Origin of the sequence: Phenylobacterium sp. (genome assembly GCF_036264965.1) — a bacterium.
GTDB lineage: Bacteria > Pseudomonadota > Alphaproteobacteria > Caulobacterales > Caulobacteraceae > Phenylobacterium.
Map to the genome: position 1 here is coordinate 1 of NZ_DATAPY010000091.1, position 25518 is coordinate 25518.

Genomic DNA, 25518 nt, shown 5'->3' on the forward strand with positions numbered 1-25518 from the left:
GTCAGCCGGAGGGCTGACGGTGGGGTCGCACTCCGTTATCGGCGCGAGACGGCGCTCCGAATATCGCCGAGGGGCCGGAAACCCCACCTCCGACCTGCTCCGCAGGCCACCTCCTCCCACAAGGGGAGGAGGGCGTTTGCACCAGACTCGTCCTAGGCCTAAGTCTCGCCATGCGGTGGAGTAGACTTCTCAAATGCCTTCGTTACGCGTGTTGGGGCACGCCTTCCGAGCCTGGCGGCGGAATCTCAAGTGGCGCAAGCACGAGCCCGAGACCCCCTACCTCGCTGACCTTTTGTCCGGGGCGCCGGTGTGCCTGCACGTGGGCGCCAGCGACGGGCGGCATTCCTATGTGATGACCCAGGTGGCGCCCAAGGCGACCATCTACGCCTTCGAACCGGCGGCCTTTTCCTATGCGGTGCTGCAGCTGACGGTCGCCTGGCACGGGATCGGCAAGCAGGTGACGCCGGTCCACGCCGCGGTCGGCGACAGGGCGGGCGAGATGCTGCTGGTGACGCCGCGCAAGATCAGCGGGCGGATGGGCCGCGCCTACGCCTTCGTCGCCGACGAAGCCCCCGACGGCAAGGCCCGCCCCGACCTGCAGGACACCGGCCGCGAGATCCAGACGACGCCGGTGGTCACCATCGACGGCTTCTGCGCCGAACGCGGCATCGGCAAGGTCGACTTCATCCGCATGGACATCGAGGGCGCCGAGCTGATCGCACTTCGCGGCGCCGAGCGGGTCATCGACCGCGACCGGCCGCACATGATGCTGGAAATCCACCCGCTGATGCTGGCCGAACGATTCGGCGGCACGGCCGAGCAGGTGGTCGCCTTCTTCAAGGGCCGCGGCTACCGCATGTTCGCCCTGAACGGCGACCGGCTGGAGGAGCGCTTTGACGCCGCCAGCAACCTGCCCTGGAAGGACTACTTCTTCATCCACCCGGCCCGGGCGGCGCGGTTGCCCGACGGCGTGTTCAAGGCCCGGATGGCGGCTTAGCGCGACCGCGAGGCGGCGGTGAAGACCGTGGCGCCGGCGCCGGCCGGGCCGGTCGCCGTGGCGCGTCGCGTTGAGGCGCTGCGCCAGGCCGTCACGCGGGTCATCTGGAACGAGGCCGAAGACCCCGACCACGTGACCTTCATGGAAGAGGCGCTGGAGGACGTGCTCACGCACGAGATGCTGCGCGACGGCTTCTGTGCCGAGACGCTGGACGACCATGTGGCCCGCGTCTGCCTAGAGCTCGGCCTGTCGCTCGACGACGCCGAGCGCTGGCGCGACCTGCCCGATCCGCTGGAGGATGAGGGCGATCCGGGCGACGAGGCGGATCGGCGCAGCTCGGGCTGAGGTCAAAGCTTCCTGATTGGCCACGGAAAGCACGGAAAGAGCACGGAAGGGGACCCGATCCGCGAAGTGGCGGATGATGTCTATTGCGCGCAAAGCGCGCGATTTCGCGTGGCTCGGCCGCCTCAGGCGGGCCGCCTTCCGTGCTTTCCGTGGCTCAAAAAAGCGGAGTCTCCGTTGCGCGGCGTCTCAAGGCGCCCCTAGCCTGCGCCCAACGACCTTGGGAAGAGATGCTCCATGCAGGCGCTGATGATGGACCGGGCGCTGACGCTGCCGTCGATCCTGGAATATGCCGCGCAGTACCATCCGGATCGCCAGGTCGTGGACCGCACCGTGGAGGGGCCGATCCATCGCTACGGCTATGCGGAGGCTTTGCGGCGCACCAAGCGGATGGCCAATGCGCTGGTGGCGATGGGCGTGAAGCCAGGCGACCGGGTGGCGACGCTGGCCTGGTCGACGCACCGGCATTTCGAGCTCTATTTCGCGGTGACCGGGATCGGGGCGGTGCTGCACACCATCAATCCGCGGCTGCATTCCGACCAGATCGTCTGGGTGGCCAACCACGCCGAGGACGCCTTCTTGTTCTTCGACATCAGCTTCGCCGGCCAGGTCGCCGAGCTGAAGGACCGAATGCCGCTGGTGAAGCGGTTCGTGGCGATGACCGACCGGGCGCATCTGCCGCCCGAGGCGCCGGCCGACGCCCTGGTCTACGAAGACCTCATCGCGGCCAACTCGGACCGGTTCGACTGGCCCGAGATCGACGAGCGGCAGGCCTCGGGGCTTTGCTACACCTCCGGCACCACGGGAAACCCCAAGGGGGTGCTCTATTCGCACCGCTCGACGGTGCTGCACGCCATGGCGCTGGGCCTGCCGGACGCCTTCAACTTCTCGGCGCGCGACGTGGTGATGCCGTGCGCGCAGATGTACCACGCCAACGCCTGGTGCACGCCCTATGCGGCGCCGCTGGTGGGCGCGACCCTGGTGCTGCCGGGCCGGGCGTTGGACGGCGCCTCCATCGCCGAACTGATCGAGGTCGAGGGCGTCACCTTCCTCCTGGGCGTTCCGACCATCTGGGTGGGCGTGGCTGACCATCTGGACCAGACCGACGCCCGGCTGACCTCTGTGAAGACCATCGCGGTCGGCGGCTCGGCGCCCACCGCGGCCCTGGTCAGCCGCATCGAGGACCGGCTGGGCGGCCAGGTGCGCCAGATCTGGGGCATGACCGAGACCTCGCCCCTGGGCGTCATCAACACGCCGCTGCCGGAGCACGAAGGCGAGCCCGCCGAGGCCAGCCAGCAGCGCAAGCTCAAGCAGGGCCGCGGCCTCTGGGGCGTGGATATGCGGATCATCGGCGAAGACGGCGCCGAGCAACCCCGCGATGGCCAAAGCGTCGGCCAGCTGCAGGTCCGCGGGCCCTGGGTCGCCTCCGCCTATTTCAAGCATGACGGCGGCGAGGTGTTCACCGACGACGGCTGGTTCGACACCGGCGACATCGCCACCCTGGACGCGGAGGGCTACCTGCGCCTCACCGACCGGGCCAAGGACGTCATCAAGTCCGGCGGGGAGTGGATCTCGACGCTCGACCTGGAGGACGCGGTCTGCTCGCACCCGGCCGTCGCCATGGCCGCGGCCGTAGGCGTGCCGCACCCCAAGTGGGATGAGCGGCCGCTGCTGCTGGTGACGCTCCGGCCCGGCCAGACAGCGGATCCGGAGGCGCTCAAGGCCCACGTCGCGGCCCGCGTCGCCAAGTGGTGGACGCCGGACGAGGTGCGGATCGTGGACGCCCTGCCGATCGGGCCCACCGGCAAGGTGCTGAAACGCGAATTGCGTGACCGCCTGGCCACAGAGGCGGCGGCAAGCGTGACCTGAGATGAATGGCGGCGAACCAACCCTTTAAGCCGGCGTTCCGGATTCCTAGGTGACACTGCATCACCTGAAGGAGGGCTGATGGCCGTGGCGCGGAAGAGACCAAAGGGTGTGCTGGCCATGGGTTGGGCCTCGTTCGAGAGCGCCGTGCGCGGCCGCACCGAACATGCGCCCACCTCGGCCGACTATCCTGACACGGTCGTGCGCCGCACCAGCTTCGAGGCCGGCGGCGGCCTGGGCTGGCGGATTTCCGCGCTTGAGACGCCGCGCGAGACGCCGGCGCCCTGGAAGATCGTGGTGATCACCGGCGCGCCCTCCTGGGCCGAATACTGGGCCGAGACGCTCGCCGAACTGCCCGCGGACCGCGAGATGATCGTCGTCGACCGGCCCGGCTATGGCGCCTCCGAGCCGGCCGAGCCGGTCACCGATATCCGCACCCAGGCCCAGGCGCTGGCGCCGTTACTGACCGCGGCGCGGGGCCAGAAGGTCATGCTGGTCGGCCAGAGCTATGGCGCGGCGATCGCTTCGCTGATGGCCGAAGCCAACCCGGGCAAGGTCGAGAGCCTGGTGCTGCTCTCCGGCTTCTTCGGCGAGACCGGCCCGACCTCGCGCTGGCTGATCGACGTGGGGTCGCGGACGCTGAAGGTGCTGCCGCGCGACCTGCGCCATGCGGTGATCGAGGCCTCCGGCCAATTGCCGCAGCTGGCCTACGCCAAACGCGCGCTCAGCCAGGTGTCGATCCCGATCCACATGATCCATGGCGACCACGACGACTTCGCGCCGATCGAGGCAGCCGAGCGGCTGGCGGCCGAGACGGTGACGCGCCGGCCGATCGACTTCGTACGCACGGCGGGCGGCAATCACTTCCTGAACGACGGCCCGGCCGAGCAGCTGATCGCGGCGCTGGAAGCCTGCATCCCGCAGCGCAAGCGCTGGGCCTTCCGCTGGCCGACGCTGGCTGGCTTCGATCTGGGGCGTGTGCTGGGCCTTGGCGCGCCGCGCACGCCGGCCGGCGTCTAGCGGGTCGCCAGGCCGACGGCGCCAGCGAACAGGATCACCACCAGCCAGGGCGGCAGCTTGGCGACCGCGAGGAAGACGTAGGCGCCCGCCGCCAGCGCCCAGTCGCTGGGCCGCCGCACGGCGGTCATCAGCACTGGGTTCCAGAGCGCCGCCGCCAGGACGCCGACCACCACGGCGTTGACGCCGGCCAGGGCGCCCCGCGCTGCGGGTTGGGTCTTCAGCCGGTCCCAGAAGGGGAGGACGCCCACCACCAGAAGGAGGCTCGGCAGGAAGATGGCCGTGATCGCCACCAGGCCGCCGCGCCAGCCGCCCGGCGCCACCTGCTGGGCCGCGCCCACGAAACCCGCGAAGCTGAACAGCGGGCCGGGCAGCGCCTGCACCGCGCCATAGCCGCCGATGAAGATGTCCGGGTCCAGCCAGCCGCGCCCCACGATCTCGCTCTGCAGCATCGGCAGGACCACATGGCCCCCGCCGAACACCAGGGCGCCGGTGCGGTAGAAGACGCTGGCCAGGCCCAGGCTGGGGCTGTCCAGCAGGGCGGCCAGGAACGGCAGCATGCCCAGCAGCAGGACGAAGGCCGCCAGCGCGCCGGCGGAGACCGCGGGCGGGACCCTCTGCGTCGCCGGATCGTCAGGCTCGGTCGACCCCGGCTCGCGCAGCAGGCCGAGGCCGAACAGGCCGCCAGCGATCAGCGCCAGGATCTGCGGCACGGGTCCGGGCGAGAGGATGAGGCCCACGCCCGCACCGATGGCGATGCCGGCGCGGATCGGCCCGACGGCGAGCGTGCGGGCCATGGCCACCAGGGCGTTCAGCACCACCGCGGCGGCGGCGAGCTGCAGGCCGTGTAGCACCCCGTCGCCCCACCCGGCGGCCAGCTGCGGCGCGAGATAGGCGAGCGCAATCATCGCCACGCCCGCCGGCAGGGTGAAGCCGACCCAGGCGGCGATCAGGCCGAGGTAGCCGGCGCGGCGCAGGCCGATGGCCATGCCGAGCTGGCTGGAGGCCGGGCCGGGCAGGAACTGGGCGAGCGCCAGGAGGTCGGCGAAGGCGCCTTCGTTGAGCCAGCCGCGGCGCTCCACGAACTCGCGCCGGAAGTAGCCGATGTGCGCCACCGGGCCGCCAAAGGCGGTCAGGCCCTGGACCAGAAAGGCCCGGAACACTTCCCCGGCCTGGCTGGGCCCTGCGCGGCTTGGCGGCGGCGTTTCGTCCATCAGCTCCTGTCTTGCGGCTCCAAGGTCAGGCTGTCGATTCCTTATACGTCAGGTGAGGCGGGGTTTTGGGCGGGGTTGGGGCGAAAGCCCTTGGCCGGCCCATCTGATCGGCGATAAGGCTTGTCCCCGAAAGGCCCGGTCCGCGGGCTCCAATCGTAGGGAATCCGCCATGAAGGCCGCCGTGCTGCGCGAAGTGGGCAAGCCGCTTCAGATCGAGCAAGTCCAGATCAACAAGCCCGGCCCGCATGAGGTGCTGATCCGCACCGCCGCCGCCGGTCTCTGCCACTCCGACCTGCACTTCATGCAGGGCTCCTATCCGCACCCGCTGCCGGCCGTGCTGGGCCACGAGAGCGCCGGCGTCGTCGAGCAGGTGGGCTCGGAAGTGCGCACCGTGAAGCCGGGCGACCACGTGATCACCTGCCTGTCGGCCTTTTGCGGCCACTGCGAATTCTGCCTGACCGGGCACATGAGCCTGTGCGTCTCGCCGGAGACCAAGCGCGGCAAGGACGACGAGCCGCGGCTGTCGGCCCCCAACGGCCCGATGATGCAGTTCCTGAACCTGTCGTCCTTCGCCGAGCAGATGCTGATCCACGAGCACGCCTGCGTGGCGATCCGCCCGGACATGCCGCTCGACCGCGCCGCCCTGATCGGCTGTTCGGTGACCACCGGCGTCGGCGCGGCGATCCATACCTCGAACGTGCGGCCGGGCGAGACCGTGGCGGTGATCGGCTGCGGCGGCGTGGGCCTGTCGGCGATCAACGGCGCGGCGATCGCGGGCGCGAGCCGGATCATCGCCGTCGACATGGTGGCCTCGAAGGGCAACCTGGCCATGGAATTCGGCGCCACCGACTTCATCGACGCGTCCCAGACCGATGCGGTCAAGGAAGTGATCGAGATGACCAAGGGCGGCGTGCACCACGCTTTCGAGGCCATCGGCCTGGCCAAGACCGCCGAGCAGGCCTTCGGCATGCTGCGTCGTGGTGGCACCGCCAACATCATCGGCATGATCCCGGTCGGTCAGATGGTCTCGATCATGGGCGCTGCCTTCCTGGGTGAGAAGAAGCTGCAGGGCTCGCTGATGGGGTCCAACCGCTTCCCGGTCGACATGCCGCGGTTCGTGGATTTCTACATGAACGGCAAGCTGAAGCTCGACCAGATGATCTCCCAGCGCATCAAGCTGGAGGACGTCAACGAGGGCTTCGAGGACATGAAGAAGGGCGAACTGGCCCGCTCGGTCATCGTCTTCGACGCCTAACCTTTCGGCGTCATCACCAGCCACGGCGTCGGTCCGCCGCGCCACTCCCAGACCGCCAGCAACTGGTCGAGATGGGAAAGGTCAAGCAGCCACGGCGGCGGGTCGAACACCTTGGGCCTGAGGTCGACCCGGACGATGTCGTGGGTCGGGGAGAAGCGCTCGATCATCGTCGCTAGGCAGCCGCGCCGGAAGATGTCGTGGGTCTCCACGATGATGTTCATGCCGGCCAGGGCGGGGCTCAGGGCCGGCTGCAGGATCTCGATCTCGGCGCCCTCGGTGTCGACCATAACCAGCATGCGCCGGCCGGCGAACGCCTCGAAGCCATCGGGCGGGAACTCGCCGCCGATGATGACGCGGTCGGAGACGCCGTTCTTCGCGGCCAGCTCCGCGCAGGCGGTCTGCGCGACCGGGTTGATGTCGTGGGCGTGGACCACGACGCCGGGTATCATCCGCGCCAGGCCCACCGCGTAGTAGCCCTCAGCGCATCCCACATCGACGACGCAGTCCAGGCCCGCGTCAGCGAACGCTGTGAGGTAGGGGTGCAGCTCCGATTCATAGGTCCCGAGCAGCCTGGGCATGAGCGCGCCCTCCGCCGCGGCGGACACGTACTCCATCCCGGCGAACAGGCCTCCGAAGATGCGCACGCCATGATGGGCGATGAAGGTGTTGATCAGCAGCTGTGAGCGCCAGTGGCTCATGAGCCGCAGGAAGCCGTTGAGATCGTTGTTGGTGGCGGTGTCCGACAGCGCCTGTGCGCGCTGCTTCACGGCTCCGACGACACGCCGCACAAGGTCTGTTGTCATCCGCCGCGGTCCTCGTTCCCCATTTGCCGGGCGCGCCGCTCCGGCAGATCTCAGCGGCCCCCGCTTGCGCCGGCGGCGCCGGCCGAAGCCAGGGCGGCGCTTCTGCCGGCCAGCAGGGCGTCGATGTGCGCCTTCTGGTCTCTGAAGCTCGCCAGGTCCGCGCCGGCCAGCACCGTGCCTTGCGGCACCTTGGCTCCGATCGGGTTCACGCGCTCGCCGTTCTTCCAGATCTCGTAGTGCAGGTGCGGGCCGGTCGCCAGGCCGGTGGCGCCGACATAGGCCACGACCTGGCCCTGATGGACGTGGACGCCGGGATGGATGCCGGCGGCGTAGCGGGAGATATGGCCGTAGCCGGTGTCCCAGCCCTCGGAGTGGCGGATGCGCAACCAGTTGCCGTAGCCGCCCCAGGGGCCGGCCTGGGCGACGACGCCGTCGCCGGCGGCCAGGATCGGCGTGCCGGTCCCGGCGCCGAAGTCGATGCCCTGGTGGGCGCGGGTGTAGCCCAGGACGGGATGTTTGCGCATGCCGAACAGTGAGGTGATGTGCGCGCCGTCGACCGGGGTGCGCAGCAGGAAGCCTTTGATATTCTTGCCGAACTCGTCGAAATACTCGACGTCGCTCCCGCGCGCGAAGCGATAGAACTTGACCCCGTGCAGCTCGGCGTACTGCAGGTCGCCGGCCTCGATGGTGCGGCCGGCCTCGGTGACCTTGCGGTCGAAGATCAGCTTGAAGGCGTCGCCCGGCTGGATGTCGCGCTGGAAGTCGAGGCGATGGGAGAACAGCTTGGCGACCTCGGCAGTGATCGCCGGCGTGGCCCCGATGCGCTGGGCGCTCTCGTAGAGCGAGCCCTCGATGGCGCCGTCCGCCACGGCGGTCTCGTCGCGCAGCTTCTCGTCCAGCTCGCGCAGGCGCAGCGCGCCGTCGAAGCTGCGGGAAAGGGTGATGGCGCTGGCCGGACCGGTGCGCAGGGAGAGCCCGATCAGCCGGGCCTCGCCGCGGCCGCCGCCGGCGACGCGCGGCTGGGCGATGGCCGCATTGATCGCCATGCCGGCCTTCAGGTGGACGGTGTCCATGGCCTTGGACAGCATGGCCACGGCCAGCTGGGCCTCGGCCGGGCCGACGCCGGCGCGGCGCACGGCAGCCTCCAGCGTCTCGCCGCGCTGCAGCTTGACCGGGACGCTTTGCGGGGCGTCCAGTCCCGGCTGGGACTGGGCATGGGCGAAGGCGGTGTTCTGCAGGGCCACGACGGCGGCGGCGTCGAGCGGGGCGGGAAGCTTCGGCGCGCGCTGGGTGACGGCGACGCCCGCGCCGATCGCCAGGCCGATGACGGCCGCGGCGCCGGCCCAGACGTAAGGCGCGCGGGCGGAGCCGGCCCGCCACAGATCCATAAGTCGCATCTTGCCCCCAGGCTGCAGCAGGACTGGTAAGGCCTGCCGCTCACAAAGCCAAGTTCCCGACGAGCCTTAAGACGAGGTCGCGTCGGAGGCCGAAAGATGGCGCCGCGGCCGCTGTCCGCAGGTCGGGTCGATTTGTCGCTTGGACCTAGATCAAGGTCAGCACCAGGTCCGCCGGACGGCACAGGGCCGCACCCTTGGGCGTGACCACGATCGGCCGCTCCACCAGCCCCGGATCGAGGATCATGGCCGCAATCAGGGCGGCGTCCGAGGCGCGGGGGTCGGTAAGCCCAAGCTCGTGGGCTTGGGTGCCGCGCACCCGCAACACCTCATGCGCCGACCTGCCGAGCCGCTTCAGCAGCCCCTCAAGCTGTGGGCGGGTCCAGCCGGCCTTGAGATATTCCACGACCGTCGGCTCGATGCCGTTCGCGTACAGCAGGGCCAGGGTCGTGCGGGACGTCCCGCAGTTGGGATTGTGATAGATCGTGACATCGCTCATGGGCGGCGGCTTAGCGCGCGGCCTGCGTCAGGAAAAGCGTCACCAGGCAAAGTGGCGCTCGCCGGTGAGCTCGGCGCTGTCGGAAACATCGAAGGCCATCAGGTCGGGCGCGCGCTCGGGCAGAGGCGCGGCGCCGGCCGGCCACGCCGTTGTGGTCACCTCGTAGGCCACGTCGAGCTTGCCGGGTCCGGCCGCGCGGAGCGTCACGTCGAAGGGCTGCGACGCCGTCGCCCAGAGCACGCGAGCGTCCTTGCCGGGCTTGATCGGCAGGACGGCCGGCGCGCCGGCGACGGTCAGGATCGAGGCGGCGGTGTCGCTCTTGAACCGCAGATAGGCGCTCCGGGCGCCCGGCGGCGGGGCGACGTGCAGACGAAGGTCGCCATTCGCGTCCTTGCTGAGCGACATCTGCGGCGCAGGGAGGTCGAGGTAGGGCGCGCTCGCCGCCGTGACCTTGCCCAGCGCCCAGTGGCTGAGCTTGGCGGGTGTCCCACCGTCGGCCTTCAGCACCTGAGCCGTCCAGGGCGTGTCGGCCGGCGTGCGGCTGAAGCGCCAGGCCTTCCTGGCGTCCCGGTCCAACTGGTAGCCGACGAAGGTCGCCTGCGGGTGGCGCGCATCGTAGGGGTGGTTGAAGCGCACGGTCGCCGTCAGGGCCAGGCCCGCCAGGATCAGCACCGGGCCCACCAGCCGCGCGGGCGGGGCGCCCTCATCCGGCTGGGCCAGCGGCCAGACCACGAAGAGGGCGATCAGCACCGGCAGGCCGAGGAGTTCAGGCAGGTCCAGGCTGAGGTAGGAGACGTGGGCGAGGCTGGCGGCGAAGGCCAGGCCCAGCGCGCCCGCGATCGCCAGCGGCGCCAGGGCGGCGGGCCTGCGCCCGGCGGCCAGCGCCGTGACGACGGCGGCGAGCGCCCCCAACGCCAGCGGCCAGGCGATCACAAAGGCGGCCGGAGCGGCGGCGGCCTGGGCGGCGGCGGCCAGTACGAGGCCCAGGACAAGGGCGCCCGCCCAGGCGGCGGGTCGGCTCACGGGCCGTCCGTAGGCCGCCAGGCCGATCACGGCGGCGGCGAGGCCGAGGCCCAGCCCGATCTGGTCGAGCCCGCCGAAGGCGCAGCTGGCGACGCCCGCCAGCAGCGGCACGACGATGGCCTTGCGCCGGCCGCGCGCCACCTCGGCGATGGCCACCAGCAGCATGCCGAGACCCACCAGGACGAGGGCGGTCTCCCAGCGCGGCGCCTGGGCCAGCAGGAAACGCTGCTCCAGGTATCCGAACGGGACGCCGGTCGCGCGGCGGGCGAAGTGCATCACCGCCACTGCACTCAGGACGGCGAACAGGGCGGCGCCCGCGCCGCGCGCCATGTCCAGCCAGCCGAACGCTTCGATGCGCCGGGCGCGAACCACCGCCCAGGCCAGCAGGCCCGCGCTGGCGGCGACGATCAGCCAGCCCACCATCGGCGGATAGGCCAGGGTCATGCCGCCCGGAGCCTGGCTGTACACCACGTCCGGCGTGGCGGCCGGCAGGTTTGGCGCAAACGCCACGGCCGCGACCGTCGGCAACACCTGCTGCCCGAGGTCCTGCAGCGACCCCTGGTCCAGTGTCGCGGGAGTCGAAGAGGGCGAGTGATAGTCGAACTGGCGGCCGATGAAGGCGTAGTTCAGGCCCGCCACGCCGGCCTTGCGCGAGACGGTGAAGTCCGTGTCGTTGGGCATGCGCGCATAGACGAAGCCGGTCAGGGAGGAGGCCTGGGGCCGCACCGCCGTCTTCTGCAACAGGGCCACGGCCGCGCCGTTCCGGGCGCCGGTCTGGAACATCTGCACCCGGCCAGAGGAGCCGCGCGCCTCCATGTTGAAGACGAAGCCGATGTGTCTGGCCATGGAGTCGCCGGCGAAGAAGGCGTTGGCGCCGAGCAGACCCGCTTCTTCGCCGTCGGTGATCAGCAGGACGACGTCGCGCGCCGGGACCCCGCGGACCTTGAGGGCGCGCACGATCTCCAGCGCCGAGGCGACGCCGGCCGCGTCGTCCGCGGAACCTGGGGAGGCCGGCACGCTGTCATAGTGCGCCATCAGCGCCACGGCCGGCGCGCTGCGGTCCTTGCCGGGAAGAACACCGACCAGATTGTCGACGGCGCCGGCCGCGGCGCGGCTGGCGTCGAACTTCGAGAGATTGACGCCCACACCGTGACGCACCTGCGGATCGAGGCCGAGCGCGGTCATGCGGCGAAAGACGGTGTCGCGGGACGCATCGTGGGCGGCGGCGCCCAGGGGGTGCGGAACGGACGCCATAGCGGCCACGTCGGCCATGGCCCGTTCAGCGGAGAATTCCATCGCCGGCGTGCTCAGCGGCGCCGGCGCCGGCGGCCTCGCATCAGCCCAGGAGATCACCGCGGCCACGATCAAGGCGGCGACCAGCGCTAGCAGTCGTCCCACGGGCATCCTTCCCAACGCAATCCTGCGCTGAGCCTAGCGGCAAGCCCGCGGCAAAGCACGCACGCTCAGTTCGACAGCAGGTCCCGGATCGCGGCGGGAAGGACGTCGCCGAGCAGCGGCTTCTCCAGGATGCGGACACCAAGCTCGGCGGCGGTCTCCCGGACCAGCGGCTTGGGCTGGGTGGTGATGAGCAGCGCCGGGCAGGTGAGGCCGCGCGCGCGCAACGCCCTCAACGCCTCCAGGCCGGACGCGCCGGGCAGGTTCAGATCGAACACCAGGCAGTCAGCGGCCGGCAAAATCTCCTGGCGCAGCAGGGTCTCGGCGCTCTCGTGGACCTCAAGGCGGTAGCCTTCGATGCGCAGGGCGAAGGTCAGCGCCTTGCGCACCGAGCCGTCGTCTTCAACCAGAAGGATCAGGGGCGCAGACAGTGGAGTGTCGCTCTCGGGGTCCATCGCCTTGGGCCGTTGCGTCGGTGAGCCCGCTCGGGGCGTCGACTGCCGTAGGCGCGTGCTGCGCCGGTCCGGTTGGGTAGCATCCGCCGAGTCCGCGCCAAATTTGGGACCGCTACCTAGGTAGACCTACGTAACATGGTTTCCGAAACCGGGATTAGCCTAAATAAAACAATGTTATATGAGCCGGCTCTGGCGAAGGATCTGATGTTTTTCACTCGACAAAAGGTCGCATCGTCCTAACCCTGCGTTTCGGGTTTATTCAACCCTGGGGGGAATAAGGCAACTGTTTCGCGTAACGTGTGATCAAACTGGCCGACGGGGTCGGTTGCAGAGCGCACCGGCCTTTCGATTCCGCGCCTGTGGACGCGGCGTCGATGGGCGCCGGTTTGCTGTTCGCTATGCCGATTTCCGCGGAGGATCGGCATGAGCAACGATCAGCGGGCGGGCAGGCTGGCCTCGCGGCTGCTGCTGATCCTGGCCGCAGGCCTGTTCATAGCCGGCGGTGTTGCGCGGACGCGCATTTCGGGCGACGGCGCCCGGACGCTGAAGACCGTGGGGGTCACCGTCCAGCTGATCGACGACGCCGACCAGATGGCGCTCAACCTCGCGCGGGCCCAGCTCGATCAGGGCGACCTAGCCACCTTCAACGCCGAGATCGCGCGCGTGCGGACGCAGGCCGACGCCGTGTCCCGCCTGGCGGCGGCCGATCCGGCGCAGGCCCAGCGGGCGGCCCGCGCCAAAGCCCTCACCGAAGTCGCGGTGGCCGATCTTTCCGCCAGGCGTCCCCACGCCGACACCGTGGCGGCCACGCGGGCGATCGGCGACCTCGTGGACGCGGAGCGGCTCAAGGCGGCCGCCTACAGCCCGCAGTTCCGCAATCAGTGGATGTGGGGCTTGGCGGCCGTGGCGGTCATGCTGCTGGGCCTCCTCGCCGCGGTCTGGGCGCTGGTGCTGTTCGTACGCCGTCTGCGCCAGTCGGACCTGGCGCTGGCGCAAGCCGCGGTGGAGCTGTCGGCCGCCGAGGTTGAAGCGCGTCGCAACGCCGCCTTCGTGCAGGGCGTGGGCGAGGCGACGCCGGACCTCATCTACGCCAAGGACCGCGACCTTCGCTTCGTCTACGTCAATCCGGCCACGGTGGCGGCCCTGGGTAGGCCTCTGGAATCCATCCTCGGCCTGCGCAGCGAGGATGTGATGGCCGACGCCCTCGAACTGGAGGAGCAGGCCGCCGCCGACGCCGAGGTGCTGCGGAACGGGGCGACCCAGATCCTGGAGGGCCGCTTTACAGCCCCGGACGGGAGCTTTCGGGTCGTGCGATCGACCAAGTTCGCGTTGCGCGACGAAGCCGGCGCCATCGTCGGCGTGGCCGGCCTGACCACGGACGTGACGGACTACCATACGATCCGCGAGGCGTTGGTGGAGTCGGAGGCCAAGTACCGCTCCATCGCCAACGCCATGCCGGCCCTGGTCTGGTCGTCCGGCGCCGACGGCGCGCGGGATTTCTACAATGACCGCTGGGTGGAATTTTTCGGAACCATCAATGGCGAGACGGACGGCTGGGCCTGGCTGGACAAGATCCACCCCGACGACCGCGAGCGGGTCGAGGCGCACGTGCGCCGCAGCATCGGCGTCGGCGAGGCCTATGAGATCGAGTACCGGCTGATGGGCGCGCGTGGGCCGCGCTGGTTCCTCGAACGCGGCGTGCCAGTGCGCAACGAGGACGGTCGCGTCCACCGCTGGAAGGGCGCCTATACCGACATCCAGGAGCTGATCGAGAGCCGGCGCGCCAAGGAGCAGGCTTTCGCCGAGCTTGAGGCTCGCGAGGCGCACCTGCGCTCGATCCTGGACTCCGTGCCAGACGCGATGATCGTCATCGACGACCGCGGGACGATCCAGTCATTCAGTTCGGCGGCTGAGCGGCAATTCGGCTGGAACGCGGCCGAGGCGATCGGGCGCAACATCAGCTTTCTGATGCCCGAGCCCTATCGCGGCGCGCACGACGGCTATCTTTCGCGCTACCTCGCCACCGGCGAGCGCCGGGTGATCGGCCTGGGTCGCGTCGTGGTCGGCGCGCATCGCGACGGTTCGACCTTCCCCATGGAGCTGGCCGTGGGCGAGATGCGCTCCGGCGAACGGCGCTTCTTCACCGGCTTCGTCCGCGACCTGACCGAGCGGCAGGAGGCCGAGCGCCGATTCCAGGACGTGCAGTCGGAGCTGGCCCACGTCTCACGGCTGAGCGCCATGGGCGAGATGGCCTCGGCGCTGGCGCACGAGCTCAACCAGCCGCTGTCGGCGACCGCCAATTACATCCAGGGCTCGCTCAGGCTGCTCAAAGACGAAGCGGTCGACCGTGAAATCGTCCACGACGCGCTGACCATGGCCGCCGGGCAGATGTTCCGCGCCGGCGACATCATCCGGCGTTTGCGCGACTTCGTGTCCAAGGGCGAGACCGAACGGCAGATCGAGAATCTGCCGAAGCTGCTGGAGGAGGCCGGCGCGCTGGCCATGGTCGGCGCAAAGGACCGCGGGGTCCGGCTCCAGTACGAGATCGCGCCCGGCGTCGAACTGGTGATGGTCGACAAGGTGCAGATTCAGCAGGTCGTGCTGAACCTGATGCGCAACGCCATCGAGGCGATGGCGGAGTCCGCCCGGCGCGACCTGACCGTCGCGGCCAGGTCGGCCCCGGACGACATGGTCGTCGTATCGATCAGCGATAGCGGAACCGGGCTCAGCCCCGAGGTGGCCGGCCAGCTGTTCCAGCCTTTTGTCACCACCAAGAAGCACGGAATGGGGGTCGGCCTGTCGATCTCCCGAACCATCGTCGAAGCCCATGGCGGGCGTATCTGGGCGGAGGGCGAACCCGGTCGGGGCACGACCTTCCACTTCAGCCTGCGTGCAGTACGAGAGGAGGAGATGGCCCATGGCGAACTCGTCTGAGGTCTACATCGTCGATGATGACGAGGCGATCCGCAGCTCACTGTCGTTCCTGTTGCGCACCGGAGGGCTGCGATCGCGCACCTTCGAGAGCGCCGAGGCCTTCCTCCTCGAGGCCCGGGATCTGCCGGCCGGCTGTGTGATCACCGATGTGCGCATGCCGGGCATGGATGGCGTCGAACTGGTCCGCCGCCTGGCCGCCGAGCGCCTGCCTCTGGCCTGTATCGTGATTACCGGCCATGGAGACATCACCCTGGCCGTCGAGGCGATGAAGGCCGGCGCCGTCGACTTCCTCGAAAAGCCGTTCAAGGAAGAGGTGCTGCTGGCGGCGGTGAACAAGGCCCTGAACACCGAAGACCGCGCCCGGCACGACGAGCAGTCGCGGATTACCTATCAGTCGGCCTTCGCCAATCTGTCGAAACGCGAACGCGAGGTGCTGGAACAGGTGGTGGTCGGCAAGACCAGCAAGGTGATCGCCTACGACCTGGGCATCAGCCCGCGCACCGTGGAGGTCTACCGCGCCGGCATGATGATGAAGACTGGCGCCAAGAGCCTGTCGGAGCTGGTGCGCATGGCCCTGCTGGCCGGACTCTAGGCGTCAGGCATTCGCGCAAAGAAGAAGGGCGTCCCGCTTTCGGCGGGACGCCCTTCTCTGTTCAGCGACAGGTCTTGGCGGCCTTAGGCCGCGACGACGGCGCCGATCTCTTGCGGGTCGCGCAGCACATAGCCGCGGCCCCAGACGGTTTCGATGTGGTGCTTGCCTTCGGCGGCCGCGGCCAGCTTCTTGCGCAGCTTGCAGATGAAGACGTCGATGATCTTCAGCTCGGGCTCGTCCATGCCGCCATAGAGGTGGTTGAGGAACATCTCCTTGGTGAGGGTCGTACCCTTACGCAGGGAGAGGAGCTCCAGCATCTGGTATTCCTTGCCCGTCAGGTGGACGCGCAGGCCGTTCACTTCGACGGTCTTGGCGTCGAGATTGACGAGGATGTCGCCGGTCTTGATCACCGATTGGGCGTGACCCTTCGAGCGGCGGACCACGGCGTGGATGCGCGCCACCAGCTCGTCCTTGTGGAATGGCTTGGTCATGTAGTCGTCCGCGCCGCCCGAGAAGGTCTTCACCTTGGTGTCGATCTCGGCCGTGCCCGACAGGATCATGATCGGGGTGTTGATCTTGCCGACCCGCAGGGTGCGCAGCACATCCATGCCGCTCATGTCCGGCAGATTCAGATCGAGCAGGATGAGGTCGTAGTCGTAGATCTTGCCCAGATCGACGCCTTCCTCGCCCAGATCGGTCGTATAGACGTTGAAGCCCTCCGACTTGAGCATCAGCTCGATGCTCTGCGCGGTGGCGCTGTCGTCTTCTATCAACAGTACCCGCATTATCGCTCTCCAGTGCGTTTCCGCGTGCCCCGCGAATTCAGTGAATCCGCCCTGGACCTCGCCGTTAACCTGCCTGCGAGTTAATTTAAGACTGGTTAATCGGGAGTGTCCGTCGCCACCGAATCGTTAATCCGATGCGGAATCCGCGACAAGAGTCGCCGTGCGGCCGCAGAGTCGCAGGGCTGTTGAATCTTTCGTGATTGGACAGGAGGGGCGAAGCGCGGGGTCGGAAATGCCGGGGAACAGGCCTTGGCGCCCAGCCGTTTGATCCCCAGATCGGCGGCGGTCGGCCGCGTCGGGAGGATCCATGGCTTCGAAATTCAAACCCCTGGCGGGTCAGGTGATTGTCGTGACCGGGGCCGCGTCCGGCGTCGGTCTCGAAGCAGCCAAGCTGGCGGCCAAGGCGGGGGCGGCGGTGGTGCTGGCCGGCCGCGAAGAGCACAGCCTGCGCGCCGTGTGCGAGGAGATCGGTCGCGCGGGCGGACGATGCCATCCGGTGGCCGGCGACACCGCCACAAGCGAAGGCTGCGACCGAGTGGCGCGGGCGGCCGCGGCGCGGTTCGGACGCATCGACAGCTGGATCGAAGCGGCGGGCGAGGCGGCGGCCGTGGCGTACGCCGCCCGGGTGCTGGCGCTGCACATCGGCGACCGCGACGAGCCGGGGGCGCTGGTGGGCTTCGGCCGCCGCTTCGACGCGGCTGCGCGCGCGCAGCTCAGGGCCGCCAAGGGCAAGGTGGCTGCGACCCTGGTCAAGCTGCCCAGGGACTGGCGCCACGACAGCCCGCCGAAAGTCGCCGCCGAGGCTGCCCTGCACGCGGTCACGCGCCCGATGGGCCGGATGGCGGTGGCGGCCAAGGGCGCGCGCCTGACGGCGTCGACGACCGCGCGCAAGCATCCGGGCGTGCTGGCGGGCGTGGGCCTGCTGGCGTTGGCGGGCGCGGCGCTGTGGTTCGGCCGCGGGCGCATCGCCCAGGCCGCGACGGCGGCGCGGCCCCGCATGGCGCGCGTCGTTCGCCCTGTGTTGACAGAGGTGGTTAAGCGCCGGCCGATGATGGCGGCCAAGATGGTGGCCAAACATCCCAAACAAGCCCTGCAATTGGCCAGGGCTCTGCGCTGATCTTCATCACCCCTTAATCGCGATCACGCGACTCTGTGGCCCTGATTTCGAGGGCTGTTCGTGAAGAGTCTGGTGGCCGCGATTGAGCGGCTCGATCCCCTGACCGTGTCCGGCCGCGTGGCCGCCGTGAATGGCCTGCTGATCGAGGCTCGCGGCGGGCTCACCCGCCTGTCGGTGGGCGCTCGCGCCGAGATCGTCCGCTTCGGCGAAAAGCCGCTGTCGGCCGAGGTGGTCGGCTTCCGCGACACCCGCGCGCTGCTGATGCCGTTCGGCCCCGTCGAGGGCGTAGCGCCAGGCGCGGAGATCCGCATCGAGCCCTTGGGCTCGGCCGTACGTCCGACCAAGGCCTGGCTCGGCCGCATCATCGACGCTTTCGGAAACCCCGTGGACGGCAAGGGCCCGCTGCCGCAGGGCGCCGCGGCCTATCCCCTGCGCGCCGCGCCGCCGTCGGCCCACGCCCGCGCCCGCGTCGGCGGCCGGCTGGACATGGGCGTGCGCGCCATGAACGTCTTCGCCACCTGCTGCCGCGGCCAGCGCCTGGGCGTCTTCGCCGGCTCCGGGGTCGGCAAGTCGGTGCTGCTGTCCATGCTGGCCAAGAACGCCGACTGCGACGCGGTCGTGGTCGGGCTGATCGGCGAACGGGGCCGCGAGGTCCGCGAGTTCATCGAAGAAACGCTCGGCGAAGAGGGCCTGAAGCGCGCCATCGTGGTGGTCGCCACCTCCGACGAGCCGGCGCTGAAGCGCCGCCAGGCCGCCTACATGACCATGGCCATCGCCGAGTTCCTCCGCGACCAGGACATGGAAGTCCTCTGCCTGATGGACTCGGTCACCCGCTTCGCCATGGCGCAGCGCGAGATCGGCCTGGCCGCCGGCGAACCGCCGACCACTAAGGGCTATACGCCGACCGTCTTCACCGAACTGCCGAAACTACTGGAACGCGCCGGCCCCGGCCCGGTCCGCCCCGACGGCACCACGGCCGGCCCGATCACCGGCATCTTCACGGTGCTGGTCGACGGCGACGACCACAACGAGCCGATCGCCGACGCCGTGCGCGGCATCCTGGACGGCCACATCGTCATGGAGCGCGCGATCGCCGAACGCGGCAGATTCCCGGCGATCAACGTGCTGAAGTCGATCAGCCGCACCATGCCCGGCTGCCACGGCCCGCACGAGCGGGAGATCGTCAAGTCGGCCCGCCAGACGCTGGCCGCCTACGCCAACATGGAAGAGCTGATCCGTATTGGCGCCTACCGCACCGGCGCCGACCCGCAGGTCGACCGCGCGATCGCGCTGAACCCCGCGCTGGAAGGTTTCCTGGCGCAGGACAAGGACGAGGTCACCAGCCTCGACGCCGGCTTCGAGCGCCTCGGCGCAATCCTGAACAGTGTCCCTGGATGAGTTTGCGTAAATGAGCTGGTCGGAATCCCTCATCAAGCTGGCCACCTACGAGGTCGAGAACCGCCAGCTGCGGCTGGCCGAGATCACCAGGCGATTGGCGGACGCTGAGACGCGCCTGGCGGTCCTGACCGCCGAGGGTGAGGCTGAGGCCAAGCACGCCGGCCAGAACGCGGAGGCCGGCTGGTACATGGCCGGCTACGCCGAGGGTCTGAAGATCCGCAAGGCCGCCTTGCTAGCGGAGATCGACGGCCTCCAGGCCGAGGAGCGCGGCGCGCGCGATGCGCTGGCCCAGGCCTTTGAAGAGCAGAAGAAGTACGAGCAGGTCGCCGACAGCGCCCGCCGGGCCGAGGTCAAGGAAGCCAACCGCCGCGAGAACGCCGAACTCGACGAAGTGGGCATGCGCGCCGCGCGCCGCGCGGGCGGAAACGCAGCCTAGAGCGCGTCAGGGTGAAGTGGATGCCGGGTCACCCGTCCGACGCGCTCTAAACTTTTGGAGATCGACCCTTCTCGTCCGGTTCAGATGATTCCATCTGAACCGGGAAGGGTCTGGAGCCTGATGCAGTCAGGTGATCCGCCTGACCGCATCAGGCTCCAGGATCGCCGACTACTTGTCGTGCGCGACCGGCGTCGATTGCGACGCGATGGCGACCCAGTGGCCTTGCCGCTTCTGGAAGATATCCGTCCAGGTGTAGGTCCCGCTCGTGTCCTTGCCCATGTGGGTGCTCTTTTCATCGTCCGAGCCTTGCACGATGGCGATGTCGCCGATGAGCCGGACGTGGACGTCGTGATTGGTCATCGAAGTCGCCGCGTCGACGCCGCTCTTCATGTCCGCCAGCATCTTGTCGCGGTTCATAAGCTTGCCGCTCGGGTTTTGGCCGGTCCAGTCGGGCGCAACGATCTTGCTGACGGCCGCAGCGTCCTTCGCCACGCTGGCCTTGGACCAAGCCGCCTCAAGCTGGACGAGTTCGTCCTTGGAGTCCGCCGCCGCTGATGCGCCGAAGCCCATCGTGCACATTCCGACGATCGCCACTGCGACGAGTATCTTTCTCATGTTTCGTCCCCCTGTTTCTGTTCCGGCGTCACCGCCGGATTCCAGAAGGACATATTTATCGACTGGCGTAACCAGGATATTTGAGATCCGCCTGCGGAGCCCTCAGGCGTCGGCCTTGTCGCGGCCCAGGCCGCCGCGGCTGAAGTGGATGATGCCGTCGCGGGCGAGCCGGTTCGGCGCCAGATTGTTCACGACCTGCATCAGCACCCGCGCGGCGGAGCGGCGCTCCTTCTCCGGGACGCCGTCCAGCAGTCGCTGATTGAGGTTCAGGACCACGGCCAGGGCCCTGGCGTAGGTGTCATGGCCATGATCGGTCAGGTCCAGCACCACATGACGTCGGTCGCGGGCCTCGGCGTTGCGTTCGACCAGGCCGGCCCCCACCAGCTGGTCGGCGATCCGGGTCAGGGTGGTGCGCTGCATGGCCGTGAAATTCGACAGCTCGGTCATGGTGCTGGCGCCGAACCGGTCGAGAACCCCCAGCACCCGATAGCGGCTCACATTGAGGCCGAGCGAGCGCAGGGCGGTATCCATCCGCGAGTCGCGGAACTGATAGATCGCGACCACCAAGTGCAGGAGGTAATCGTCGACCGCGAAGGGGAATTCCTCCGTAGGATCAACTGATGCGAGCTGGGGCGGAGACATAGAACGTATATCCGGTGATTTCCTGGCGGCTGCCAAGAACATTGTTCGGTCGATTGTGTTCGACGTGGCTACGACTGCAGCGTGCGCTCGCGCTCGGCTTCGACGTCGGCGCGCAGGACAGCCAGGTCCTCGCTGATCTTGAAGATCGCTACGTAGAACTCGCAGAACGAGCGCCACAGCAACACCAGGGCGCCCATGACCAGCAGACCGCCCACCACGACCGGGATCGCCAGCAGCAGGCCGAACGGGAAGGGGTCGCGGATCGCCACGCCCACCGCCGCGCCAATGGTCCCGAAGGCGCCCAGCGCGATCAAGGCCAGACCCGACCAATAGATGATGTGGATCACCTGATTGGTCATCAGGTGCTCGAAGGTGAGCAGGTCCCAGAGAACGGCGGAATCCGCGCCCTTGGGCCGATTGAGTGGTCGCCGCATCCGTTTCCCAAGACTCTTTCGGAGCTTCGATCCGGCTCCGGCCCGCACCGCTATCAGCCCGGACGGGCGGCGGCAATGGCGGCGGATCGGCCGATGGCGGCGGCGTGCAGCATAGCGGCCCCTGCATAGGTGACGACAGCGACCACGCCCCAGCGCAGCTGTTCCAACGGCAGGGAGCGGACGATGAAGGCCGCGATCAGCACCGCGGGCACGCCGCCCAGCGCCATGCCGAGGACGAGGCTGAGGTTCAACGGCCGGGCGGAGACGATCCGCGCGCCGCTGGTGACCATCAGCAGCGCTGCCGAGCCCATCATGATCGGGAAGGCCGCCCGCGGGTCCATGCCGAGCAGGCTGATCAGGATCAGGGTCGGGGCGAAGTTGCCGACGCCGAGGTTCATCAGCACGCCGAGCAGGAAGCTGACAGTGACCACCAGCGCGAAGGGCAGCAGCGGCAGGGTGGTCGCGGCGCCGCCATGCGGCATCAGGCCGAGGTTCGAGAGCGCCAGCGTGGCCGCCGCGATCAGCAGGCCAAGGCCCATGGCCAGGCGGATCGGTGTGATCGGCAGGCGCGCGCCGATCGAGACCCCGAGCACCGCTCCGGCCACCGAGGCGGCGATCGACAGGCCGAGCAGCAGGGGATCGACCTGCACGGCGGTGATGAACACGAAGCCCTCGGTCGCCGCGGCCAGGGCGTAGCCGGAGATCATGGTGGCGGGGATCAGCTCATCCGGCACGATCCGTCGGAATTTGAAGTAGGCGGTGGTGGGCGCGAAGCAGCCGATGCCGAGGGCGTCGAAGAAGCTGGTGACGGCGCTCAGCACAATGCCTTCCAGCGAAGGCGCGGCGGGCCGCCGCCGGAGCGCCGCGCCCAGGGCGAGGGCGAAGACAAGGCTTGCGGCGGCCAGGGCGGACAGCAGGAGAATCAGGATCATGCCGGCTTCAAGCCCCCTCAGCCCGCGTCAGCCTTGCATGCCGAGCCTGCGTAAGGAACGTCTTGCGGCGCCCAGGCGGGCGGGTCCTCAGATCGTGCCGACGGTCTTAAGCTTGGCGCGGGGATGGACCTCGTTCTGGCTCATCACCGGGGTCTGGCCGCGGAAGCGCTCGATGATCGAGCGGACATAGGGGCGGATGTTGGGGCTGGTCAGCAGGACGGGGCTGTCGCCGGCCAGGGCGGCGCGTTCGAAGGTCTCGCGCACGCCGCGCACGAAGTCCTGCAGGCGCGAGGGCGCGAGCGCCAGTTGCTTGTCCTCGCCCTGACCCACCAGGCTGTCGGCGAAGGTGTTCTCCCACTCCGGCGTGAGGGTGACGATGGGCAGGGCGCCGTCATCGCCACGGTGGGCGAAGGACAGCTGGCGGGCCAGGCGGGCGCGGACCTGCTCGACCAGCATGGTGACGGAGCTGGTGTGCGGCGCGGCCTCGCCGATGCCTTCCAGGATCGCCGGCAGGTCGCGGATCGAGACCCGCTCACGCAACAAGGCCTGCAGCACGCGCTGGATGGTGGTGGCGGTGACGACGGACGGGACCAGGTCCTCGACCAGCTTCTTCTGCTCGGCCGGCATGTCCTTCAGGAGCTTCTGGACCTCGGCGTAGGACAGCAGGTCCGGCATGTTCTCCTTGAGGATCTCGGTCAGGTGGGTGGTCAGCACCGTGGCCGGATCGACGATGGTGTAGCCGCGGAAGGTGGCTTCCTCGCGCAGGGCCTCGTCCACCCAGGTGGCGGGCAGGCCGAAGGCGGGTTCCTTGACGTGCTCGCCGGGCAGCTCGACCTGGCCGCCGCGCGGGTCCATGGCCATCATGTGGCCCAGGCGGACTTCGCCGGCGCCGGCCTCCATTTCCTTGATGCGGATGCAATAGCCCTGGGAGGGCAGGCGCATGTTGTCGAGGATGCGCACGCTCGGCATGACGAAGCCGTAGTCGGCCGCCAGCGTCTTGCGCAGCGCCTTGATCTGGTCGGTGAGCCGGCGGCCCTCCAGGTCGTTGATCAGGCCCAACAGGCCATAACCCAGCTCGATCTTGATCTCGTCGATGGCCAGCGTCTGGGCGATGGGCTCTTCGGCCGCCTCGGCCATCGGCTGGATTTCGACCGGCGGCGGCTCCATGGCCTTCTGCGAACGGCGCCAGGCCAGCGTGCCGGCCCCGATGGAGATCGCCGCGAAGGGCAGGATCGGCATGCCGGGCACGATGGCGATGACGCCGGCCGCGGCGGAGACCATGCCCAGGCTGACCGGGTTCATGGCCAGCTGGGTGACCAGGGCCTTATCGGCCGAGCCTTCGACGCCCGACTTGGAGACCAGGAAGCCGGCGGCGATGGAGATCACCAGGGCAGGGATCTGGCTGACCAGGCCGTCGCCGACGGTCATCAGGGTGTAGGTGGTGGCCGCCACGCCGATCGGGATGTGGTGCTGCAGCACCCCGATCAGGATGCCGCCAATGATGTTGATGGCGACGATGATCAGGCCGGCGACCGCGTCGCCGCGCACGAACTTCGATGCGCCGTCCATGGCCCCGAAGAAGGTGGATTCCTGCTCCAGTTCCTTGCGGCGCTTCTTGGCCTCGGCCTCGTCGATCAGGCCGGCCGACAGGTCGGCGTCGATGGCCATCTGCTTGCCGGGCATGGAATCCAGGGTGAACCTGGCGGCCACTTCGGCGATACGGCCCGAGCCCTTGGTGATGACGACGAAGTTCACGATCACCAGGATCGCGAACACGATCAGGCCAATGATGAAGCTGCCGCCGGTCATCAGCTTGCCGAAGGCTTCGATGATGTGGCCTGCCCCGTGGACGCCCTCGTGGCCGTGGCCGAGGATCAGACGTGTCGAGGCGATGTTCAGCGAGAGGCGGAAGAGGGTGGTGACCAGCAGCACCATCGGGAAGCCGGTGAACTCCAGCGGCTTCTTGATGAGCAGCGAGGTCATCAGGATCAGCACGGCGCTGGTGATCGAGATCGCCAGAAGCGCGTCCAGCAGGAACGCCGGGATCGGCAGGATCAGCAGGACGACGATGCCGACCACACCGATGGCGAGACCGACTTCGCCACGCGCCACCCAACCCAGCACTTCACGCGCGGTGGGAGTCTGGCCGTAGCGGGAAGGAACGGAGGCGTCGGCCATCGTCTAGGTCATCAGGCGGCGGACGCCGCTCCCATCTGGGGCGCCGGCACCGAGACGCCGGCCTCGGTGTATTCCTTGAGCTTGTTGCGCAGGGTGCGGATCGAGATGCCCAGGATGGTGGCCGCGTGGGTGCGGTTGCCGAAGCAGTGCTGCAGGGTGTCGATGATCAGTTGCTGCTCCATGGCGGCCACCGTCTGGCCGACGTAGGAGCGGCTGGCGGTTTCGGCGGCGAGGGAAGCGGCTTGGGCGGCGCGCGCGCCGGGGTCGGCGGCGGCCAGGGGCTGGCCGTCCGGCAGGCGGATGGCGTCTTCCTCGATCTCCGGGCCGTTGGCCATCAGCACCGCGCGGTGCATGGCGTTTTCCAGCTCGCGCACGTTGCCGGGCCAACGATGGCTGGCGAGGCGGCGCTTGGCCTCGGCCGAGAGCGCCCGCTCGGGCATGCCGTTGGCGGCGGCGTACTTGCGGATGAAGAACTCCGAGAGCGCCAGGACGTCGCCCGGCCGGTCCCGCAGGGATGGGATGCGCAGGTTCACGACGTTCAGGCGATAGAGCAGGTCCTCGCGGAACGTCCCGTCGCGCACGGCCTGGGCCAGGTCGCAGTTGGAGGTGGCCAGGATACGGATGTCGACCTTGACGGGCTTGGCGCCGCCGACCCGATCGATCTCGCGTTCCTGGATGGCGCGCAGCAGCTTGGCCTGCAGGCGCCCGTCCATCTCGCTGATTTCGTCGAGCAGCAGGGTGCCGCCGTTGGCCTCCTCGAACTTGCCGATGCGGCGGGCCACGGCGCCGGTGAAGGCGCCCTTCTCGTGGCCGAACAGCTCGCTCTCCAGCAGGTTCTCGGGGATCGCGGCGCCGTTGACGCTGATGAACGGGCGGCTGGCGCGGCGCGACTTCTGGTGCACGTACCTCGCGACGACTTCCTTACCCACCCCGCTCTCGCCGGTGATCAGGATCGAGGCGTCGGAGCCGGCCACCTGGTCGGCCAGCGCGATGACGGCCTGCATGGACGGATCGCGCGCCACCATCGGGCGGTTGTCGTCGGCGACGGCGGCCAGCACCGCTGCGATCAGCTCGGCGTCCGGCGGCAGCGGGATGAACTCCTTGGCCCCCGCGCGGATGGCGGCGGCGGCGCCCGCGGCGCCGGCCCCGACCCCGCAGGCCACCACCGGCACCCGGATGCGCTCGGCCTCGTTGG

Annotated in this window: 23 protein-coding genes; 10 read left to right on the plus strand and 13 right to left on the minus strand. The window is 69.2% G+C overall.

The window, feature by feature from the left end; genetic code table 11:
• Window positions 1-193 precede the first annotated feature (193 nt).
• The 4 genes from VHS75_RS11245 to VHS75_RS11260 all read left to right on the plus strand — a co-directional run bounded on the left by VHS75_RS11245 (window position 194) and on the right by VHS75_RS11260 (window position 4225).
• A complete protein-coding gene (locus VHS75_RS11245; RefSeq protein ID WP_329638706.1) occupies window positions 194-997 on the plus strand; it encodes an FkbM family methyltransferase in 804 nt (267 codons plus the stop codon).
• A gap of 18 nt (window positions 998-1015) precedes the next feature.
• Window positions 1016-1342 carry a hypothetical protein gene (locus tag VHS75_RS11250; RefSeq protein WP_329638707.1) on the plus strand — a complete coding sequence of 109 codons (327 nt, stop codon included), beginning with the start codon at window positions 1016-1018 and terminating at the stop codon, window positions 1340-1342.
• Window positions 1343-1576: 234 nt separating this feature from the next.
• Window positions 1577-3208 carry a long-chain fatty acid--CoA ligase gene (locus tag VHS75_RS11255; RefSeq protein ID WP_329638708.1) on the plus strand — a complete coding sequence of 544 codons (1632 nt, stop codon included), beginning with the start codon at window positions 1577-1579 and terminating at the stop codon, window positions 3206-3208.
• Between the two features lie 84 nt (window positions 3209-3292).
• A complete protein-coding gene (locus VHS75_RS11260; RefSeq protein ID WP_329638709.1) occupies window positions 3293-4225 on the plus strand; it encodes an alpha/beta hydrolase in 933 nt (310 codons plus the stop codon).
• Here the strand turns inward: VHS75_RS11260 and chrA are convergent.
• Window positions 4222-5436: a chromate efflux transporter gene (chrA, locus tag VHS75_RS11265; protein WP_329638710.1), complete on the minus strand. Its 1215-nt coding sequence runs from the start codon at window positions 5434-5436 to the stop codon at window positions 4222-4224. The two genes, VHS75_RS11260 and chrA, sit on opposite strands and share 4 nt — an antisense overlap.
• A 169-nt stretch (window positions 5437-5605) precedes the next feature.
• Between chrA and VHS75_RS11270 the strand changes: the two genes are divergently transcribed.
• On the plus strand, window positions 5606-6691 hold the full coding sequence (locus tag VHS75_RS11270; protein WP_329638711.1) for a Zn-dependent alcohol dehydrogenase: 1086 nt from the start codon (window positions 5606-5608) through the stop codon (window positions 6689-6691).
• Here the strand turns inward: VHS75_RS11270 and VHS75_RS11275 are convergent.
• The 5 genes from VHS75_RS11275 to VHS75_RS11295 all read right to left on the minus strand — a co-directional run bounded on the left by VHS75_RS11275 (window position 6688) and on the right by VHS75_RS11295 (window position 12260).
• Entirely contained in the window at window positions 6688-7494 is an 807-nt protein-coding gene (locus VHS75_RS11275) for a hypothetical protein (RefSeq protein ID WP_329638712.1), read from the minus strand. The genes VHS75_RS11270 and VHS75_RS11275 overlap by 4 nt on opposite strands.
• A 50-nt stretch (window positions 7495-7544) precedes the next feature.
• The gene (locus tag VHS75_RS11280) at window positions 7545-8891 is read right to left on the minus strand and encodes a M23 family metallopeptidase (protein WP_329638713.1); all 1347 of its coding nucleotides are present in this window, start codon (window positions 8889-8891) and stop codon (window positions 7545-7547) included.
• 145 nt (window positions 8892-9036) lie between these two features.
• On the minus strand, window positions 9037-9387 hold the full coding sequence (gene arsC / locus VHS75_RS11285) for an arsenate reductase (glutaredoxin) (protein ID WP_329638714.1): 351 nt from the start codon (window positions 9385-9387) through the stop codon (window positions 9037-9039).
• A 39-nt stretch (window positions 9388-9426) separates the two neighbouring features.
• Window positions 9427-11808 (minus strand): M20/M25/M40 family metallo-hydrolase, encoded by a 2382-nt coding sequence (locus VHS75_RS11290; protein ID WP_329638715.1) that lies wholly within the window; start codon window positions 11806-11808, stop codon window positions 9427-9429.
• A gap of 65 nt (window positions 11809-11873) precedes the next feature.
• Window positions 11874-12260, minus strand: a complete 387-nt coding sequence (locus VHS75_RS11295; protein WP_329638716.1) for a response regulator — start codon at window positions 12258-12260, stop codon at window positions 11874-11876.
• 423 nt (window positions 12261-12683) lie between these two features.
• Between VHS75_RS11295 and VHS75_RS11300 the strand changes: the two genes are divergently transcribed.
• Window positions 12684-15194, plus strand: a complete 2511-nt coding sequence (locus VHS75_RS11300) for a PAS domain S-box protein (protein ID WP_329638717.1) — start codon at window positions 12684-12686, stop codon at window positions 15192-15194.
• Entirely contained in the window at window positions 15178-15786 is a 609-nt protein-coding gene (gene fixJ / locus VHS75_RS11305) for a response regulator FixJ (RefSeq protein ID WP_329638718.1), read from the plus strand. Before VHS75_RS11300 ends, fixJ begins: the two co-directional genes overlap by 17 nt.
• Before the next feature lie 83 nt (window positions 15787-15869).
• On the opposite strand, the gene ctrA is transcribed toward fixJ, so the two are convergent.
• Window positions 15870-16571, minus strand: coding sequence for a response regulator transcription factor CtrA (ctrA, locus tag VHS75_RS11310; protein ID WP_329638719.1), 702 nt, complete (start codon window positions 16569-16571; stop codon window positions 15870-15872).
• A 307-nt stretch (window positions 16572-16878) separates the two neighbouring features.
• Between ctrA and VHS75_RS11315 the strand changes: the two genes are divergently transcribed.
• From VHS75_RS11315 to VHS75_RS11325, 3 genes are read left to right on the plus strand one after another with little or no spacing between them, the layout of a single operon-like run.
• Window positions 16879-17688, plus strand: a complete 810-nt coding sequence (locus VHS75_RS11315) for an SDR family NAD(P)-dependent oxidoreductase (protein ID WP_329638720.1) — start codon at window positions 16879-16881, stop codon at window positions 17686-17688.
• Between the two features lie 60 nt (window positions 17689-17748).
• Window positions 17749-19086, plus strand: a complete 1338-nt coding sequence (fliI, locus tag VHS75_RS11320) for a flagellar protein export ATPase FliI (RefSeq protein ID WP_329638721.1) — start codon at window positions 17749-17751, stop codon at window positions 19084-19086.
• A gap of 10 nt (window positions 19087-19096) precedes the next feature.
• Window positions 19097-19522 (plus strand): flagellar FliJ family protein, encoded by a 426-nt coding sequence (locus tag VHS75_RS11325; protein WP_329638722.1) that lies wholly within the window; start codon window positions 19097-19099, stop codon window positions 19520-19522.
• A gap of 168 nt (window positions 19523-19690) precedes the next feature.
• Here VHS75_RS11325 and VHS75_RS11330 read toward each other — a convergent pair whose 3' ends face one another.
• The 6 genes from VHS75_RS11330 to VHS75_RS11355 all read right to left on the minus strand — a co-directional run.
• Complete coding sequence (locus VHS75_RS11330) at window positions 19691-20137, minus strand: nuclear transport factor 2 family protein (RefSeq protein ID WP_329638723.1); 447 nt, start codon at window positions 20135-20137, stop codon at window positions 19691-19693.
• Window positions 20138-20239: 102 nt separating this feature from the next.
• Window positions 20240-20779, minus strand: a complete 540-nt coding sequence (locus VHS75_RS11335; protein ID WP_329638724.1) for a MarR family winged helix-turn-helix transcriptional regulator — start codon at window positions 20777-20779, stop codon at window positions 20240-20242.
• Between the two features lie 68 nt (window positions 20780-20847).
• The gene (locus VHS75_RS11340) at window positions 20848-21213 is read right to left on the minus strand and encodes a DUF4282 domain-containing protein (protein ID WP_329638725.1); all 366 of its coding nucleotides are present in this window, start codon (window positions 21211-21213) and stop codon (window positions 20848-20850) included.
• Between the two features lie 53 nt (window positions 21214-21266).
• On the minus strand, window positions 21267-22145 hold the full coding sequence (locus VHS75_RS11345) for a sulfite exporter TauE/SafE family protein (RefSeq protein WP_329638726.1): 879 nt from the start codon (window positions 22143-22145) through the stop codon (window positions 21267-21269).
• Between the two features lie 87 nt (window positions 22146-22232).
• On the minus strand, window positions 22233-24323 hold the full coding sequence (flhA, locus tag VHS75_RS11350) for a flagellar biosynthesis protein FlhA (RefSeq protein ID WP_329638727.1): 2091 nt from the start codon (window positions 24321-24323) through the stop codon (window positions 22233-22235).
• 11 nt (window positions 24324-24334) lie between these two features.
• Window positions 24335-25518, minus strand: a 1184-nt coding sequence (locus VHS75_RS11355) for a sigma-54 dependent transcriptional regulator (RefSeq protein WP_329638728.1), incomplete at its 5' end; no start/stop codon positions are given.